Source organism: Frankia sp. AvcI1 (assembly GCF_001420875.1).
Taxonomy (GTDB): domain Bacteria; phylum Actinomycetota; class Actinomycetes; order Frankiales; family Frankiaceae; genus Frankia; species Frankia alni.
This window is the reverse complement of sequence record NZ_LJFZ01000034.1, coordinates 67,761-83,370: the sequence shown is the minus strand read 5'-3', so window position 1 is coordinate 83,370 and position 15,610 is coordinate 67,761. Positions and strand designations below refer to the sequence as shown.

Genomic DNA, 15,610 nt, shown 5'->3' with positions numbered 1-15,610 from the left:
CTGACCGCTGCGGGCGCGCTGTTCGCCGCGGGCACGCCGGTCGACTGGGGCACGGCGGCGGCCGGGCGGCTGACCGACCTGCCGACCTACGCCTTCCAGGAGAGCCGGCACTGGTTGGACACCAACGCTGTGCCCACGGCCGGTCCCGGTGTCGCCGCCTCCGGCCATCCGGTGCTGGGCATCGTCGTCGACCAGGCGTCGGGTGTGCTGCTGACCGGTCGGCTGCCGGGTGGGCCGGGGTGGGCGCGCCAGCACCGCCTCGGTGAGCGCACGCTGCTCAGCGGCGCCGCCCTCGCCGAACTCGCGCTGGCCGCCGGCGACTGGCTCGGTGTGCCCGCCCTCGAGGAGCTGGTCCTGCTCGCCCCGGTGGACATGCCGGACGGGCCGGTCGAGGCCCAGGTGAGCGTGGGGGAGGACAGCCGGTTCACGATCCACACCCGCGTCGGCGGGCAGAGTCCCGGCGCGACCTGGCGGCGCCACGCGACCGGTTCGCTCGCAGCTTCCGACGAGTCCGGCGGGGCCGTCGCGACCGGCCCCGCATCGTGGCCGCCGCCGGGCGCCGAGGCGATCGACCTGCCGGCCGCCTACGCCGCGCTGTCGGGGTTCGGCGTCCACTACGGGCCTGCGCTGCGCGCCGTCCGGTCGGCCTGGCGGGCGGACGGGGAGGTGTTCGCCGACCTCGCGCTGCCCGAAGGGGAAGGCGTGCACGGTTACCTGCTGCACCCGGTTCTGCTGGACGCCGCCGTGCAGGTCGCGTTTCTCGACCGGGCCACCGGGCCGCGCGCGCCGACCGACCCGGCCGTGGTCCCCTTCACCTGGACCGACGTCCACCTGCACGCCACCGGCGCCCGGGAGCTGCGGGTCCGGCTCACGCCCACCGGCGCCGACGCCTTCGCGCTCGCGGCGTTCGCCGTCGACGGTTCGCCGGTGCTGACCGTGGCCGGCCTGACCCTGCGTGCGGTGGACGGCGCCGGCGGCGCGGGCTCGACGACCACCGGCACGACCACCGGCACGACCACCGGCACGGGCGTCGACGTGGTGGCGCCCGCGCGTACGCGGGCCCGTCGGCAGCGGGCACGCGTCGGCGGGCGCTCCGCCGCCGCGAAGCTCACGCCGGACGCGCTTGCCGGGCTGGCCGGGGAGGAGCGCGTCGAGGCGCTGCTGGGCGCGGTCCGTGCCGCCGTCGCCGGTGTGCTCGGCCACCGCTCGGCGGAGGTGGTGCGTCCCGACCGCACGTTCCGTGACCTCGGCCTGGACTCGCTGACCGCGGTGGAGATGCGGGATCATCTCAGCCGCGCCGTGGGCCGGCGCCTGCCCGCTACCCTGGTGTTCGACTTTCCGACTCCCCGCGACCTGGCCCGCCACCTGGCGGCCGAGCCGGGCGCCGTGGCGGGAGCCGGCGCTCGCCGGGCGCGCGACGCCGACGACCCGATCGCGATCGTCTCCATGGCCTGCCGCTATCCCGGCGGCGTCGTGACGCCCGAGGACCTGTGGCAGCTGGTCAGTTCGGGCACGGACGCCATCGGCGAGTTCCCCGCCGACCGAGGATGGGACCTTGCCAGCCTGTTCGACGACGACCCGGACACGCCGGGCACGTCCTACACCCGCCGCGGCGGGTTCCTCGGGGACGTCGCCGGCTTCGACGCCGAGTTCTTCGCGATGAATCCGCGCGAGGCGCGTGCCACCGACCCCCAGCAGCGGCTGCTGCTGGAGACGTCGTGGGAGGCGGTGCAGCGCGCCGGGATCGACCCGACCCGGCTGCGCGGCTCGCGCACCGGGGTCTACGTCGGGCTGATCTACACCGAGTACGGCGCGCGCGCCGCCGGCAACCCCGCCGAGCACGGCGGCTACCTGTCGACCGGCAGCGCGGGCAGCGTGGCCTCGGGTCGGATCTCCTACGCCCTCGGGCTGCGCGGGCCCGCCGTCACCGTCGACACGGCGTGCTCGTCGTCGTTGGTGGCCCTGCACTTCGCCCGGCAGGCGCTGCACAACGGCGAATGCGACCTCGCCCTGGTCGGCGGGGCGACGCTGATGGCGACCCCGTCCATCTTCGTCGAGTTCAGCCGGCAGCGGGGACTCTCGCCGGACGGCCGGTGCCGGGCGTTCGCGGACGCGGNCGACGGCACCGGGTTCAGCGAGGGCGTCGGCATGCTGGTGGTGGAACGACTCTCCGACGCCCGGCGCAACGGCCATCCCGTGCTCGCGGTGGTGCGGGGTTCGGCGATCAACTCCGACGGCGCGAGCAACGGGCTGACCGCCCCGAACGGGCCCGCGCAGGAGAGCGTGATCGCGCAGGCGCTCGCTGACGCTGGGCTGTCCGCCGTGGACGTCGACGTCGTGGAGGCGCACGGCACCGGGACCACCCTCGGCGACCCCGTCGAGGCTCGGGCCGTGCTCGCGACCTATGGCGCCGACCGTGGTTCGGCCCCGCCGCTGTGGCTGGGATCGCTCAAGTCGAACATCGGCCACACCCAGGCCGCGGCCGGCGTCGGCGGGATCATCAAGATGGTGCAGGCGCTGGAGAACCGCGTTCTGCCGCGTACCCTGCACGTCGACGCACCGAGCCGCCACGTCGAGTGGGGCCGGGGTGCGGTGGCGCTGCTGACCGAGGACGTCCCGTGGCCGGACGGTGAGCGCACGCGGCGGTTCGGCGTGTCCGCGTTCGGCATGAGCGGCACCAACGCGCACGTGATCATCGAGGAGCCGTCGCGCGCCCCGGCCGCGACGGTCGACGCCGCGGCGGCGGGCGGTAGCGGGCCGGGCGGCCCACCGGTGCCCCTCGTCCTGTCGGCGAAGTCGCCCGCCTCCCTGCGGGGCGAGGCGCGGCGGCTGCACGCCTACCTGCGCAGCCATCCCGGTCAGTCGCTGGCCGGGGTGGCCGCCGAGCTGGTGCACACCCGCCCGCAGTTCGACCACCGCGCCGTCGTCGTCGCCCGGGACCACGGCGAGGCGATCGCGGGCCTGACCGCGCTGGCGCAGGCCGAACCGGCCGCGGGCGTCGTGAGCGGGCACAGCGACGGCGAGCGGGAGGCGGTGTTCCTCTACCCGGGGCAGGGCGCGCAGTGGACCGAGATGGCGCGGGAGCTGCTGGCCTCGTCCCCCGCCTTCGCGGCGCGGATCGCCGAGTGCGCGGCGGCGCTGGACCCGGTGACCGGCTGGTCCCTGCTCGAGCGGCTGCGCGGGGACGGCGGGGAGGTCGACGCGGCCGGCCCCGTCCAGTCGGTGGACGTGGTCCAGCCACTGCTGTGGGCCGTCATGACCGGGCTGACCGCGGTCTGGGAGTCCGTCGGGGTCAGCCCGGCCGCGGTGATCGGGCATTCCCAGGGTGAGATCGCCGCGGCCGGTGCGGCCGGGGCGCTGTCGCTCGCCGACTCGGCCGCGGTGGCGGCGCTGCGCTCCCGGGCACTCGCCGCGATCGCGGGCCGCGGCGCGATGCTGTCCGTGTCGGCGCCGCGAGACCGGGTCGACGCGACGCTCGCCGCCGTCACCGTCGGCGCCCTGTCGGTGGCGGCCCTCAACGGCCCGAACTCGACCGTCCTGGCCGGCACCGCCGAGGCGATCGAGGCCGCGCGGGAGCTGTTCGAGCGGGACGGGTTCCGGGCCCGGCCGATCGACGTGGACTACGCCTCCCACTCGGCGCAGGTCGAGGTGCTCCGCGACGAGCTGCTGCGGGTCCTGCCGCGCGTCGAGGAGCAGGACTGGTCCGGGGTGGACTACTTCTCGACGGTGACGGGTGCCCGGCTCGACCCGCAGTCCGCCGACGACTTCGGCCAGCCGGAGTACTGGTACCGCAACCTGCGCCAGCCGGTGCTGCTCCAGGACGCCGTGCGGGCGGCGATCGACGCGGGGTACCGGACGTTCATCGAGATCAGCCCGCATCCCGTGCTTACCGTCGGCCTCCAGGACATCGTCGACGAGGTGCCGGACGCGGCCGCCACGGCGCTCGGCACCCTGCGTCGGGGGGACGGCGGCCTGGACCGCTTCCTGCTGTCCGCCGCCGAGGCCTGGGTGGCGGGAGTCGCCGTCGACTGGCGGGCCCAGGTGGGTCCCCGCCACCCCGGCCTCCCGGTCCTGCCGACGTACGCCTTCGACCGTGGGCAGCACTGGCTCGACGCCGCCCCGGTCGGACCGCCCGCGGCCGGCTCCGTGCCGCTGGCGCATCCGCTGCTCACCTCGGCGCTACGCCCGGCGCACGGGCCCGAGCTGCTGCTGCTCGGCCGCCTCGGCCTCGCCAGCCAGCCCTGGCTGTCCGACCACGCGGTGGCCGGCACCGTCCTGGTGCCCGGCGCGCTGTTCGCCGAGCTGGCCGCGTCGGCGGGTGATGTCGTCGAGGCCGGGCGAGTGGACGAGCTGGTGCTGCGCACCCCGCTGGTCCTGGCCGACGGGCAGGACGTGGAGATCCAGGTGACCCTGGGGGCGCCGGCGGCCGACGGCGCGCGGGAGGTCGGGATCCACTCCCGAGCCGTGCCGGCGCCCGGATCGCTGGGCGCGTCCTGGACCGAGCACGCCAGCGGCACCCTGACCCCCGCTGCCGCCGCCGACCTCGGCGCCCTGCCCGGTGCCTGGCCGCCGCCGGGGGCGCAGCCGCTTGCCACGGACCGCGTGTACGACGAGCTGGCCGCGGCCGGCTACCACTACGGCCCGGCGTTTCGGGGGCTGGCAGCCGCGTGGCGGCTCGGTGACACCGTGCTGGCGGAGATCGCCGTGACCGGGCCGGCCGGTTTCGTCGTCGCCCCGACCGTGCTGGACGCCGCGCTGCACGCCGTCGGNCTGGCCGGGCTTGGCGCCGTGGACGGCGCGGTGCGACTCCCCTTCGTCTGGCGCGGCCTGCGTCGTTTCGCGCCCGCGCCGCCGGCCGGCCGGCTTCGGATCCGGCTGCGCCGCACCGGAGCGGACGCCGTCGGCGTCCACCTGTTCGCGCCGGATGGAACACCGGTGGCGGCGGTCGACGAGGTGGCGCTGCGCACCGTGGACGCGGGCGAGCTGGACGCCGTGCGACCGCAGGACGTCGCTGGCCTGGCGGGCCTGCTGTACCGGCTCGGCTGGGAACCGGTGGACGGCGCGCACCGCGCCCGTCCGGCCCGGCTGTGGACGGTGGGTTCCGGCGGTGACCAGCCGGATCTCGCCGCCGCCCTCGGCGCGCTCGACGAGGGCCGGGACCGGCCCGACGCGCTGGTCCTGCTCCTGCCCGCCGCGACGGGCCCGGTGCCGCAGGCCACCCGCACCGCGCTGGCCGGTGTGCTCGACGACCTGCGGCGCCTGCTGGCCGACGAACGGCTGCGGGAGGCGGTGTTCGTGGTCCTGACTCGCGACGCGGTGGCCGCCGTGCCCGGCGACCGCGTGGGTGCGCTGGCGCAGGCCCCGATCTGGGGGCTGGTGCGCAGCGTGCAGGCGGAGGAGCCGGGCCGGATCGTGCTGGTTGACACCGACCGGCCGGATCCGTCGACCGACCTGCTCCGCGACGCGGTCGCCGGCGGCGAGCCCCAGGTGGCGTTGCGCGACGGCGTCCTGCTGGCCGCGCGGCTGGGCGGCTGGCGCCCGGCGCTGGTCGCACCGGCGGCGGGGGACTGGCGGCTGGCCCGCGGCGAGGGCGGCACCGTCGACGATCTGGTCCTGCTGGGGCAGCCACGGCCGGTGCTCGAACCGGGCCAGGTCCGCGTCGCGATCCGCGCCAGCGGGCTGAACTTCCGCGACGCCATGCTCGCGCTGGGGCTCTACCCCGGCGAGGCCGAGTTGGGCACGGAGGGTGCCGGCATCGTGGTCGAGACCGGAGCGGACGTCACCGGGATCGAACCCGGCGACGCCGTGATGGGCCTGATCTCCGGTGGGATCGGCCCGGTCGCGGTGACCGACCACCGGCTGCTGGTGCCGATCCCGGCCGGGCTGAGCTTCGCCCGGGCGGCGGCCATCCCCGCCGTCTACCTCACCGCGTACTACGCACTGCGCGACCTGGCCCGGGTACAGCCGGGGGAGTCGTTGCTGGTGCACTCCGCGGCCGGGGGGGTCGGCGGCGCGGCGATCCAGCTCGCCCGACACTGGGGGGTGACCGTCTACGGCACCGCGAGCCCCGCGAAGTGGCCGTTCCTGGCCACCCTCGGTCTCGCGGCGGATCACCTGGCCAACTCGCGTGAGGTGGCCTTCGCCGAGCACATCCGCCTGGCGACGGGCGGGCGCGGTGTCGACGTCGTGCTGAACTCGCTGTCCGGTGCGTTCGTCGACGCCTCCCTGAGCCTGCTCGGACCCGGCGGCCGGTTCGTCGAGATGGGCAAGACCGACGTCCGTGACCCGGCGCAGATCCAGGCCCGGCACGGCGTCGAGTACCGCGCCTTCGACCTGATGGAGGCCGGCGAGGACCGGATCGGCCAGATGCTCGCCGAGCTGGCCGACCTGCTGGGGGCCGGCGTCCTCACGCCACCGCCGGTGACGGCCTGGGCGGCGGGGCGGGCGCCCGAGGCGCTGCGCCATCTCAGCCAGGCCCGGCACGTCGGCAAGATCGTGCTGCGCCTGTCGCGCCCGCTGGACCCCGAGGGCACAGTGCTGATCACGGGCGCGCCCGGCGGGGTCGGCTCCCTCGTCGCCCGCCACCTCGTCGCCGCGCACGGCGCGCGGCACCTGCTGCTGGTCAGCCGGCGCGGGCCCGCCTCGCCGGGGGCCGACGAGCTGGGCGCGCAGCTCACCGAGCTGGGCGCGCGGGTCACCTTCGCGGCGGCCGACGTCGCCGACGCCGACGCCGTGCGGCGGGTCCTCGCCGGGATCGACGTCGAGCATCCCCTCACCGCCGTCCTGCATGCGGCCGGCGTCCTGCGCGACGCGACCCTGGCCACCCTGACCGAGGTGGGGCTCGACGCCGTGCTGCGGCCCAAGGTGGACGGTGCCTGGCACCTGCACCAGCTCACCCGGGACGTCGATCTCGCCGCGTTCGTGCTCTTCTCGTCCGCGGCCGGCGTGGTGGGCAGCCCGGGCCAGGCCGCCTACGCGGCGGCGAACGTGTTCCTCGACGCGCTCGCGGTCGCCCGGTCCCGCGACGGGCTCGCGGCCACCTCGGTCGCGTGGGGCCTGTGGCGTTCCGACAGCGCGATGACCGGCTCGTTGTCGGCGACGGACCAGGCGAGGATGGCCCGGGCCGGGGTGCTGCCGCTCTCGGCGGCCCACAGCCTCGCCCTGCTCGACGCCGCCCTCGGCGCGGACGTGCCGGCGTTGGTCGCCGTGCGGCTGGACCCGGCGCGGCTGGTGGCCGGGGCTGACCTGCCGGCGCCGCTGCGGTCGCTGGCCCGCCCGGCGCAGGCCGCCGCGCGCCCCCAGCCCGTGGTGGCGGATCTCGCCACCCAACTCGCGGACGCCGAGCCACATCGTCGCCGTGAGCTGGTCGGACAGTTCGTGGTGAGCAACGTTCGGGCGGTGCTCGGCCACACCGCCGGCGACGCGGGCGAGGGCGACGGCCCGGGTGATCGCAGCTTCAAGGAGCTCGGCTTCGACTCGCTCACCGCGGTGGAACTGCGCAACCGGCTCGGCCGGGCGAGCGGCCTGCGCCTGCCCGCCACGATCGTGTTCGACCACCCGAACCCGGCCGCCCTGGCCGGGTACCTGCTCGACCGGCTGGTCCCGGCGCAGCCCACCCCGGCGGCGACCACTCCGCCGGCGACCAACCCGCCGGCGACCACCCCGGTGCAGGCCGGCCCGGCGGTGCCTNCCCCGGTGGTGGAGATCACCGTCAGTTCCCCCGCAAGCCAGGCCGAGGAGCTGTTCCGGTTCATCGACGCGGAACTGCGCCCCTGACGCCGTGCCGCCCGCCGCCGGACGACCGACGTGGAGGTGACCTGACGTGACCGACGAGCAGAAACTGATCGACTACCTGCAGTGGACGACCGCGGAGCTGGTCCGGGTGAAGGGCGAGCTCACCGAGCTGCGCACCCCGGAACCGGTGGCGATCGTGTCCGCGGCCTGCCGCTTCCCCGGCGGGATCCAGACACCCGAGGACCTCTGGCGGGTGGTCTCCGAGGGAACCGACGCGATCGCCGAGTTCCCGCGCGACCGCGGCTGGGCCGCCGACGGGGACTACCCCGAGGTCGGCGGCTTCCTCGCGGACGCCGCCGGGTTCGACGCCGCCTTCTTCGGCGTCGGCGCCAAGGAGGCCCTCGCGATGGACCCACAGCAGCGAGTGCTGCTGGAGACCGCGTGGCAGGCCCTCGAACGCGCGGGGCTGGTGCCCGGCGAGCTACGGGGCAGCCGGACCGGTGTGTTCGCCGGCCTGATCTACCAGGAGTACGCGCCGCCGCTGGGCGCGAGCCCGGCCGGGCTCGACGGCTACTTCATGACCGGCAACGCGGCGAGCATCGCCTCGGGGCGGCTCGCCTACACCTTCGGCTTCGAGGGCCCGGCCCTCACGCTGGACACGGCATGCTCCTCGTCGCTGGTCGCGATGCACCTCGCCGCGGAGTCGCTGCGCCACGGGGAGTGCGACCTGGCGCTGGCCGGCGGCGCGACCGTGATGGCGACACCGCGGGTGTTCGTCGAGTTCGCGCACCAGCGCGGGCTCGCCGCCGACGGGCGGTGCAAGGCGTTCGGCAAGGGTGCCNACGGCACCGGCTTCGGCGAGGGCGTGGGCATCGTGGTCCTGGAACGACTCTCCGACGCGCGCCGACACGGCCATCCGGTCCTGGCGGTGCTGCGGGGTTCCGCGGTGAACTCCGACGGCGCCAGCAACGGGCTGACCGCACCGAACGGCACCGCCCAGCGCAAGGTCATCGAGGCCGCGCTGCGCGGTGCCGGGCTGGGCGCGGACGCCGTCGACGCCNTCGAGGCGCACGGGACCGGCACGGCGCTGGGCGATCCGATCGAGGCCGGCGCGCTGCTGGCCACCTACGGCGCGCACCCGGACCGGCAGCACCCGCTGTACCTCGGCTCGGTGAAGTCGAACATCGGGCACACCCAGGCCGCGGCCGGGGTGGCCGGGGTGATCAAGATCCTGGAGGCCTTCAGGCACGGAGTCCTGCCGCCGACCCTGCACGCCGCCGAGCTCAACGAGTTCGTCGACTGGTCCACCGGTGCGGTCGAGGTCCTGGCCGTACCCCGGACCTGGCCGGCGCTCGGCCGGCCGTACCGGGCAGGGGTGTCGTCGTTCGGGATCAGCGGCACCAACGCGCATCTCATCCTGGAGCAGGCCCCGCCCCCGGAACCGGCCCCAGCCGAACCGGCCCCAGCCGAACCGGCCCCAGCCGGACCGGCGCGGGGTGAACCGGGGCCGGGCGGCGCGCCGCCTACGGCGGTGACCTGGGTCGTCTCCGGCAGGACGCCGGGCGCGGTGCGGGCCCAGGCCGGCCGGCTGCGGGCGTTTCTGCGCGACGCGCCCACGGACACCGATCTGGCCGCGGTCGCGCGGACGCTGGCCATCCGGCGTTCCCAGTTCCGCTTCCGGGCCGGTGCGACGGGTGCGGACGCCGCCGCGCTGGACCGTGAGCTCGGCGCGCTCGCCGGCGCCGCGCCGGTGACCCGCGCCCTGCCCGCGCCGAGCGTGGCGCTGGTGTTCAGCGGCCAGGGAACGCAGCGTGAGGGGATGGGCCGGGAGCTGTACCGGCGGTCCGAGGTCTACGCGGCGGCGTTCGACGCCGTCTGCGCCGCGGTCGACGACGCCCGGCGGGAGCACGGCGGGGGCCCGTCCCTGCGGGAGGTCGTCTTCGCCGAGGCCGGGTCGGCGGCGGGGCTGCTGCACCGCACCGAGTTCACCCAGCCGGCCCTGCTGGCCACCCACGTCGCGATGGCCGGGCTCGTGCGGAGCTGGGGCATCACCCCGACCGCCGTGCTGGGGCACTCGATCGGTGAGCTCAGCGCGGCCCATGTCGCCGGGGCGCTGTCGTTGACCGACGTCGCGAGCCTCGTGGTGGCCAGGGCCAACGCGATGCAGGCCGCCCCGGGCGGTGGCGCCATGCTCGCGGTGCGTGCGCCGGTGGACGAGGTGCGTCCCGCCCTGGCCGAGCTGGCCGGGACGGTGTCGGTCGCCGCCGTGAACGGCCCGCGGTCCACCGTGGTCTCCGGTGACGCCGACGCGCTGCGCCGGCTCGCGGCCCGGTGGCGCTCGCAGGGGCTACGGACCAAGGCGTTGAAGGTCAGTCATGCCTTCCACTCCGCCCACATGGACGCGGCGCTGCCGGCGCTGATGGACTTCGCCGGCGGGCTGCGGGTCGGGCAGCCGAGCGTCCCGGTGGTGTCCAACCGTGACGGACGGGTCGCCGCCGCCGGTGAGCTCGCCGATCCCGGGTACTGGGCGGAGCAGGTACGCGGGACGGTCCGTTTCCACGACGGCGTCCGGGCGCTGCGCGAGCTCGGCGTCGACACGTTCCTGGAGATCGGCCCGGACCCGACGATGACCGGGATGCTCGGCGACTGCCTGGCGGACGAGCCGGACGCCGTCGCGCTCACCCCGCTCATCCGCCACCCGGACTCCCAGGCCCGCTCCGCGCTGGCCGCGGCGGCCGCGCTGCACGGCCGCGGAGTGGCGGTCGACTGGGCCGCGGTGCTGGGCCCGGGGCCGTTCGCCGACCCGGCCGCGGTGCCGACGTATCCCTTCCAGCACGAGCACTACTGGTTCGTGGCCGCCCGGCCCGCGGCGGGATCCGCCGAGTCGCCGGTACCCGAGGAGCCGCCACCCCCTGCCGAGTCGGCGCTGGATGCGGAGCCGGTGGTCTCCGTGCTGGCCGGGGTGCCCGAGCACGAACACCACGAGATCCTGCTCCGGACGGTCATCGAGTCGGTCGCCGACGCGCTCGGGGGAGACGCCGNGTCGGTCGATCCCGACGACGACCTGACCGAGATCGGGGTCACCTCGTTCACCGCGCTGGAGATCGCCGGCCGGATCCGCCGGCTCACCGGGCTGGACCTGGCGCCCAGCGCGGTCTTCGAGCACCACACCTCGGTCGGGCTCGTGTCGTGCCTGCGCGGGCTCGCGACCTGAGCAAGACCAGCCCGCCGGCCCCGCCGGCCCGGCGGCCCCGCCGATCTCCAGACGATCCGTGAGAGGACGAGGACGATGAACAGTGCCGAGGCGCTCGCCGAGGTGCGCTCCCTGCACCGAGCGGGCCTGCTGGCCGACCGGTACCCGGCGCTCGGCCCGCTGCTCGGGGCCGTCACCGGGCCGGATGCGCTGGCCGCCGCGCGGCTGGTGGCCGGTGTGGACCCCGACGCCGTCCGCCGGATCCATCCCGACCTTCCCGCCGTCACCGTGACGATCACCGGCCATGGGACGGTGAACCTCCTGCAGACCGCGCTCGCCGGCCAGCTCGCCCGGCACGGCCTGGTGCCTCGGATACGGGTCGCCGACTTCGACAGCTACGTCTTCGAGCTGGGCGATCCGNCCAGCGCGCTCTACGCCGAGCAGCCCGACATCGTCCTGTGCGTTCTGGACCAGGCGGCCGTCTTCGACGAGGTGGCCGTGCCGTTCACGGTGGACGACGTCGAACGGGTGCTGACCGAGAAACTGGCGTTGTGGACCGGGCTGGTCGAGCGCTACCGCGCGAGCGGCTCCGGGGTGCTGGTGCTCAACACCGTGCCGCTGCCCAGGTACTGGTCGGCGCAGCTGCTCGACCATCCGGCCCGGGCGCGGCTCGGCGCGGCCTGGCGCTCGGCGAACGCGCAGCTGCTGGGCCTGGGCGCGGCGGCCGGGCCGGTGACGGTGCTCGACCTCGACCCGATCGTGGCGTCGGGGGTGGCCGTCGTCGAACCCCGCTTCGAGGCCTACGCCCGAGCGCACCTCTCCGACGCCCTGCTCGCGGCCTACGCCCGGGAGGTGAGCGATCTGGTCCGCGCGCGCGGGGGACGGACCAGGAAGGTGCTCGCAGTCGACCTCGACGAGACGCTGTGGGGCGGCGTTCTCGGTGATGACGGGGTCGAGGGCGTCGAGGTCGGCACCGGTTACCGCGGGGAGGCGTTCGCCCGGTTCCAGCGGCTGGTCCGCCAGCTCCAGTCACAGGGAGTGTTGCTGGNCGCGGTGAGCAAGAACGACCAGGACACGGTGCTGGCCGCGCTGCGCGAGCATCCCGGCATGGTTCTGCGCGAGGAGGACTTCGTCCGCGTGATCGCGAACTGGGCGCCGAAGCCGGGCAACCTGCGGGACCTGGCCCGGGATCTCAACGTCGGGCTCGACAGCGTCGTGTTCGTCGACGACAGCCAGGCCGAGTGCGCCGCGGTCGCCGCCGAGCTGCCGGAGGTGTCCGTGATCGGTCTGGACGGGGAGCCCGCGCTGCACGGCGAGCGGCTGCTCGCCGACGGCTGGTTCGTCACGACCGAGCTGACCGTGGAGGATCGGGCCCGCACCCGGCTCTACCACGAGGAGTCGGCGCGCACGGAGTTCCTGTCGGCCGCGGGCTCGGCGGAGGAGTTCCTCAACCGTCTCGGGGTCTCGGTGGTGCTGGAACGGGCCGGTGAGGCCGATCTGGCCCGGCTGTCCCAGCTCACCCTGCGGACCAACCAGTTCAACCTCACCACCGAGCGCCGGTCGCAGTCCGACGTGCGGGCCTTCGCGGCGGATCCGGCCGCGCGGGTGCTCTCGATCGTCGCCGCCGACCGCTTCGGCAGCAACGGGACGGTCGGGGCGCTGTTCGTGCGGGCTCGCCCCGATGGGCTGCACATCGAGAACTTCCNGCTCAGCTGCCGGGTGTTCGCCCGCGGCATCGAACAGGCCTGCCTGGGNGCGGTCCTGCGGGCGGCCCGGGAGGCCGGCCACGGCGCCGTCCACGGCGAGTATCGCCGGACTGCCAAGAACGGCAAGGTCGCGGACCTCTACCCGCATTACGGATTCGCCGTCGAGACCGCTTCCGAGGGGCTGACGAGCTATCGCCACAGCCTCGTCGACATCGTGCCGGTGCCGGTGCACCTGTCGTTGACCGTCGGCAGCGACATCGTTCCCGACTCTCAGTAGTGTTTCGGAGCGTTCCTGTGAGGACCGGGTGCGTCGGGGCTTCAGGAGGTGAGCTCCTTGCCGCACAGATCCGGTGCCACCACGTCGAACGCGGTGCCCCTCGCGTTGGCCTGGACGAAGGAGTAGCAGGTGGTCGGTTTGCCGAGGCCGGTCCTGATGTTGATCGGACTGATCAGGCCGCCCGCGTCGTAGCGCGTCACGGCTCGCAGCGCGGTGATGAAGCCCTCTCGGGTGGGNCAGTCGCCGGCGAGCTCCAGGCCGCGGATGAACATGTCCGCCTCGATGTAGGAGGTCACGGCGATGTCCTGCTCCGGCTGGCTGATCTGGGGTGAGTAGCGCGTCATCGCCGCCGTGTAGGCGGCGATCGCCGGGCCGCCGGATTCGAAGGGCCGGTAGAAGACGGGAACGGTGAGTCCCGCGATGCGGGGGCCGAAGGTGCGTAGCAACCGCCGGTCGTAGCCGCTCGCCGACAGGACGACCTTCGGGTTTCGGCCCGCGGCGCGCAGCGCGTCGAGGACCGCGACGAGAGCGTCCGGCTGGATCACGCTGATGATGGTGTCCGGATCGAGGGCGGCGATCCGCTGGGCGACCGACTGCGGGTTGTCCGCGCCCGGGGTGTAGTTCAGCGTGTCGAGCACCGGCACACCGGCGGCGTCCACGCTGCGCCCGTAGCGCGCCGCCGCGTCCGAGACGCCGGTCGACAGTGCGGTCTGCACGACGACCGCTCGGGTGCCCCCCTGGGACCGCACGAACTGCCCGTAGGTGTCCGTGGGCGCGGCGCTGACGTAGGAGAAGGCGAACATGTTCGCGTACTTCGACCAGACCTGCTCGGCCGCCAGGCCGGTGACCGGAACATCCCGGTCCGCCAGGTACTGGGCACTGCCGCTCGCGGCGAGGGTCGCCTCGATGATGCCGAAGACATGCTGGCCGTCGACGAGATCCCGGGCGGCGGTCTCGTTCGTGGCCGCCGCGCCCTGGTCGTCCCGCCAGGTGTAACCGATGGTGCGGCCGTGGACGCCGCCGGTGGCATTCGCCACGCCCAGACGGGCGTCGATTCCGGAGCGGACGGCGCCGAAGGCGCTCGCGACCGCTCCCGTGTCGGGATAGAGGACGCCGAGATTGATGTGGTCGGCCGTCACTCCCGGGGTGTCGCAGGTGGACGCCGAGGCCACGCCGGAGGTAGAACATCCGCCGGCACCCGCGACCACCAGAAGTAACATGGCGCTTACCGCCAGAGCTCTGGAATGGCGGCACGTGAACATGGGACTCCCTGGTACGGACGTGGGCGCGCGGACGCGCCAATCGGGTGGCGGCACGGCACATCCGCCGGAGACATGGGCCTGGCGCCGGCGAGGCGGATTCGGCGTCCGTGCACTCGATTGTGTACTGATCGATGCCGTGGTCCTGATCAGTGCGGCAACATTACCGAGGCCCGCCTCCGTGGCTAATGACGGGCTGGCATATTCGGGTGCCGGCGCCTTCGCGGGACGCGAGAAACAACGGCAGGGGGAGCAGTTCTCGAACAGGCGGAAAGCGCCTCTATACCGCCCAAATCGTCACAATGTCGCCATGCGTCGGTCCGGTGAGCCGGCCCGCCGGTGCGGACCGCGCTCACCGCCCGCGGGTCACGCCTTGAGAGCGATGCCGCCGTACACGCTGACGTCGGCGTCGGCGAGACCGGCGTGGGCGGGGTCCGGGAGCCAGCGGTGGACGAGGTCGACGCCGGGGGAGAGCAGTTCCAGGTCGAGGAACAGGCGCTCCACCTCGGCGCGGCTGCGGAGCTGGTTGGGGATGCGGCGACTGCGGTACGCCGACGCCGACGCCTCGAAGGCGGGATCGAAGTCGGCGGTGGCGTGGNTGAGGGCCAGGTAGCTGCCCGACGGTAGCGCGTCGATCAGCGTGCGGAGGATGTCGAGCGGGGAGTCGGAGTCAGGGATGAACGGGAAGATCGAGATGAGCGACAGGGCGACCGGCCTGGTCAGGTCGAGGGTCTCGGTCAGCTCGGGGGAGTCGAGAATGAGGGCCGGGTCGCGCAGGTCGGCGTCGAGGTAGGCGGTGCGGCCGGCGGGGCTGCTGGTCAGCAGGGCGCGGGCGTGGGCGAGCACGATCGGATCGTTGTCGGCGTAGACGACCCTGGTGTCCGGGGCGATCCCCTGGGCGACCTCGTGCAGATTCGGCGAGGTGGGAATGCCCGTCCCGATGTCGAGAAACTGGCGGATCCCACGGTCGCCGACGAGAAACCGGGTGGCGCGGATCATGAAGGCGCGGTTGTGGCGGGCGACGTTACGGGCGTTCGGGTACGTGGCCAGCACCTGCTCCGCGGCCTGTCGGTCGGCCGGGAAGTTGTCCTTTCCGCCCAGGTAGTAGTCGTACATGCGGGCGGAATGAGCCTCGTCCGTCCTGAGGTCGGCCGGCTGGGGCTCGTCGGCCAGGGACGTCCACCACTGCCCGCCGGGGGCGTTCCCTGCTCCTGCTTCGGTCACCGCAGCCTGCCCCTCAAAGCCGGACGATCCTGCCCTAATCACCCTAGTCGCCTCGGCTTCGGTGGGTCCACGAGTTGCGGCATGGTCAACGCTGTTCACCACGTGCCCGCGGAGTGGTACGGTGCCGCCGTGACCATCATTTCCCTCGCCCGGCGAACACCATGACCGACGTCGGACCACCTTTATGTGGGTTGCCGAGTAGCACGGACGGGCTTGG

The 15,610-nt window shown here is 74.6% G+C and carries 3 protein-coding genes and 12 pseudogenes; 11 read left to right on the top strand and 4 right to left on the bottom strand.

Features of this window, described 5'->3' with window-relative positions; all coding sequences use genetic code 11:
• The 11 genes and pseudogenes from UK94_RS66755 to UK94_RS66705 all read left to right on the top strand — a co-directional run.
• Positions 1-2,116: pseudogene (locus tag UK94_RS66755) on the top strand (beta-ketoacyl synthase N-terminal-like domain-containing protein); the annotation flags it as partial.
• A 1-nt stretch (position 2,117) separates the two neighbouring features.
• Positions 2,118-4,769: pseudogene (locus UK94_RS66750) on the top strand (type I polyketide synthase); the annotation flags it as partial.
• Between the two features lies 1 nt (position 4,770).
• Positions 4,771-7,689, top strand: a pseudogene (locus UK94_RS66745) (SDR family NAD(P)-dependent oxidoreductase); the annotation flags it as partial.
• Between the two features lie 133 nt (positions 7,690-7,822).
• Positions 7,823-8,575, top strand: a pseudogene (locus UK94_RS66740) (polyketide synthase); the annotation flags it as partial.
• Between the two features lies 1 nt (position 8,576).
• Positions 8,577-8,794, top strand: a pseudogene (locus UK94_RS75175) (modular polyketide synthase); the annotation flags it as partial.
• Position 8,795: 1 nt separating this feature from the next.
• Positions 8,796-10,775 (top strand): annotated as a pseudogene (locus tag UK94_RS66730) (type I polyketide synthase); the annotation flags it as partial.
• Between the two features lies 1 nt (position 10,776).
• The coding region (locus tag UK94_RS66725) for an acyl carrier protein (protein ID WP_235490083.1) at positions 10,777-10,948 on the top strand (172 nt) is incomplete at its 5' end.
• Between the two features lie 471 nt (positions 10,949-11,419).
• Positions 11,420-11,975: pseudogene (locus UK94_RS76550) on the top strand (methoxymalonyl-ACP biosynthesis protein FkbH); the annotation flags it as partial.
• 1 nt (position 11,976) lies between these two features.
• Positions 11,977-12,632 (top strand): annotated as a pseudogene (locus tag UK94_RS66715) (methoxymalonyl-ACP biosynthesis protein FkbH); the annotation flags it as partial.
• A gap of 1 nt (position 12,633) precedes the next feature.
• Positions 12,634-12,681 (top strand): annotated as a pseudogene (locus UK94_RS66710) (hypothetical protein); the annotation flags it as partial.
• Between the two features lies 1 nt (position 12,682).
• Positions 12,683-12,910, top strand: a pseudogene (locus tag UK94_RS66705) (methoxymalonyl-ACP biosynthesis protein FkbH); the annotation flags it as partial.
• Between the two features lie 41 nt (positions 12,911-12,951).
• Here the strand turns inward: UK94_RS66705 and UK94_RS66700 are convergent.
• From UK94_RS66700 to UK94_RS26845, 4 genes and pseudogenes are all read right to left on the bottom strand, one after another.
• Positions 12,952-13,146 (bottom strand): annotated as a pseudogene (locus tag UK94_RS66700) (branched-chain amino acid ABC transporter substrate-binding protein); the annotation flags it as partial.
• Between the two features lies 1 nt (position 13,147).
• Positions 13,148-14,130, bottom strand: a 983-nt coding sequence (locus tag UK94_RS26850; protein ID WP_313949601.1) for an ABC transporter substrate-binding protein, incomplete at its 3' end; no start/stop codon positions are given.
• Positions 14,131-14,535: 405 nt separating this feature from the next.
• A pseudogene (locus tag UK94_RS66695) lies at positions 14,536-14,767 on the bottom strand (SAM-dependent methyltransferase); the annotation flags it as partial.
• A 1-nt stretch (position 14,768) separates the two neighbouring features.
• Positions 14,769-15,393, bottom strand: a 625-nt coding sequence (locus UK94_RS26845) for an SAM-dependent methyltransferase (RefSeq protein WP_235490057.1), incomplete at its 3' end; no start/stop codon positions are given.
• Positions 15,394-15,610 lie beyond the last annotated feature (217 nt).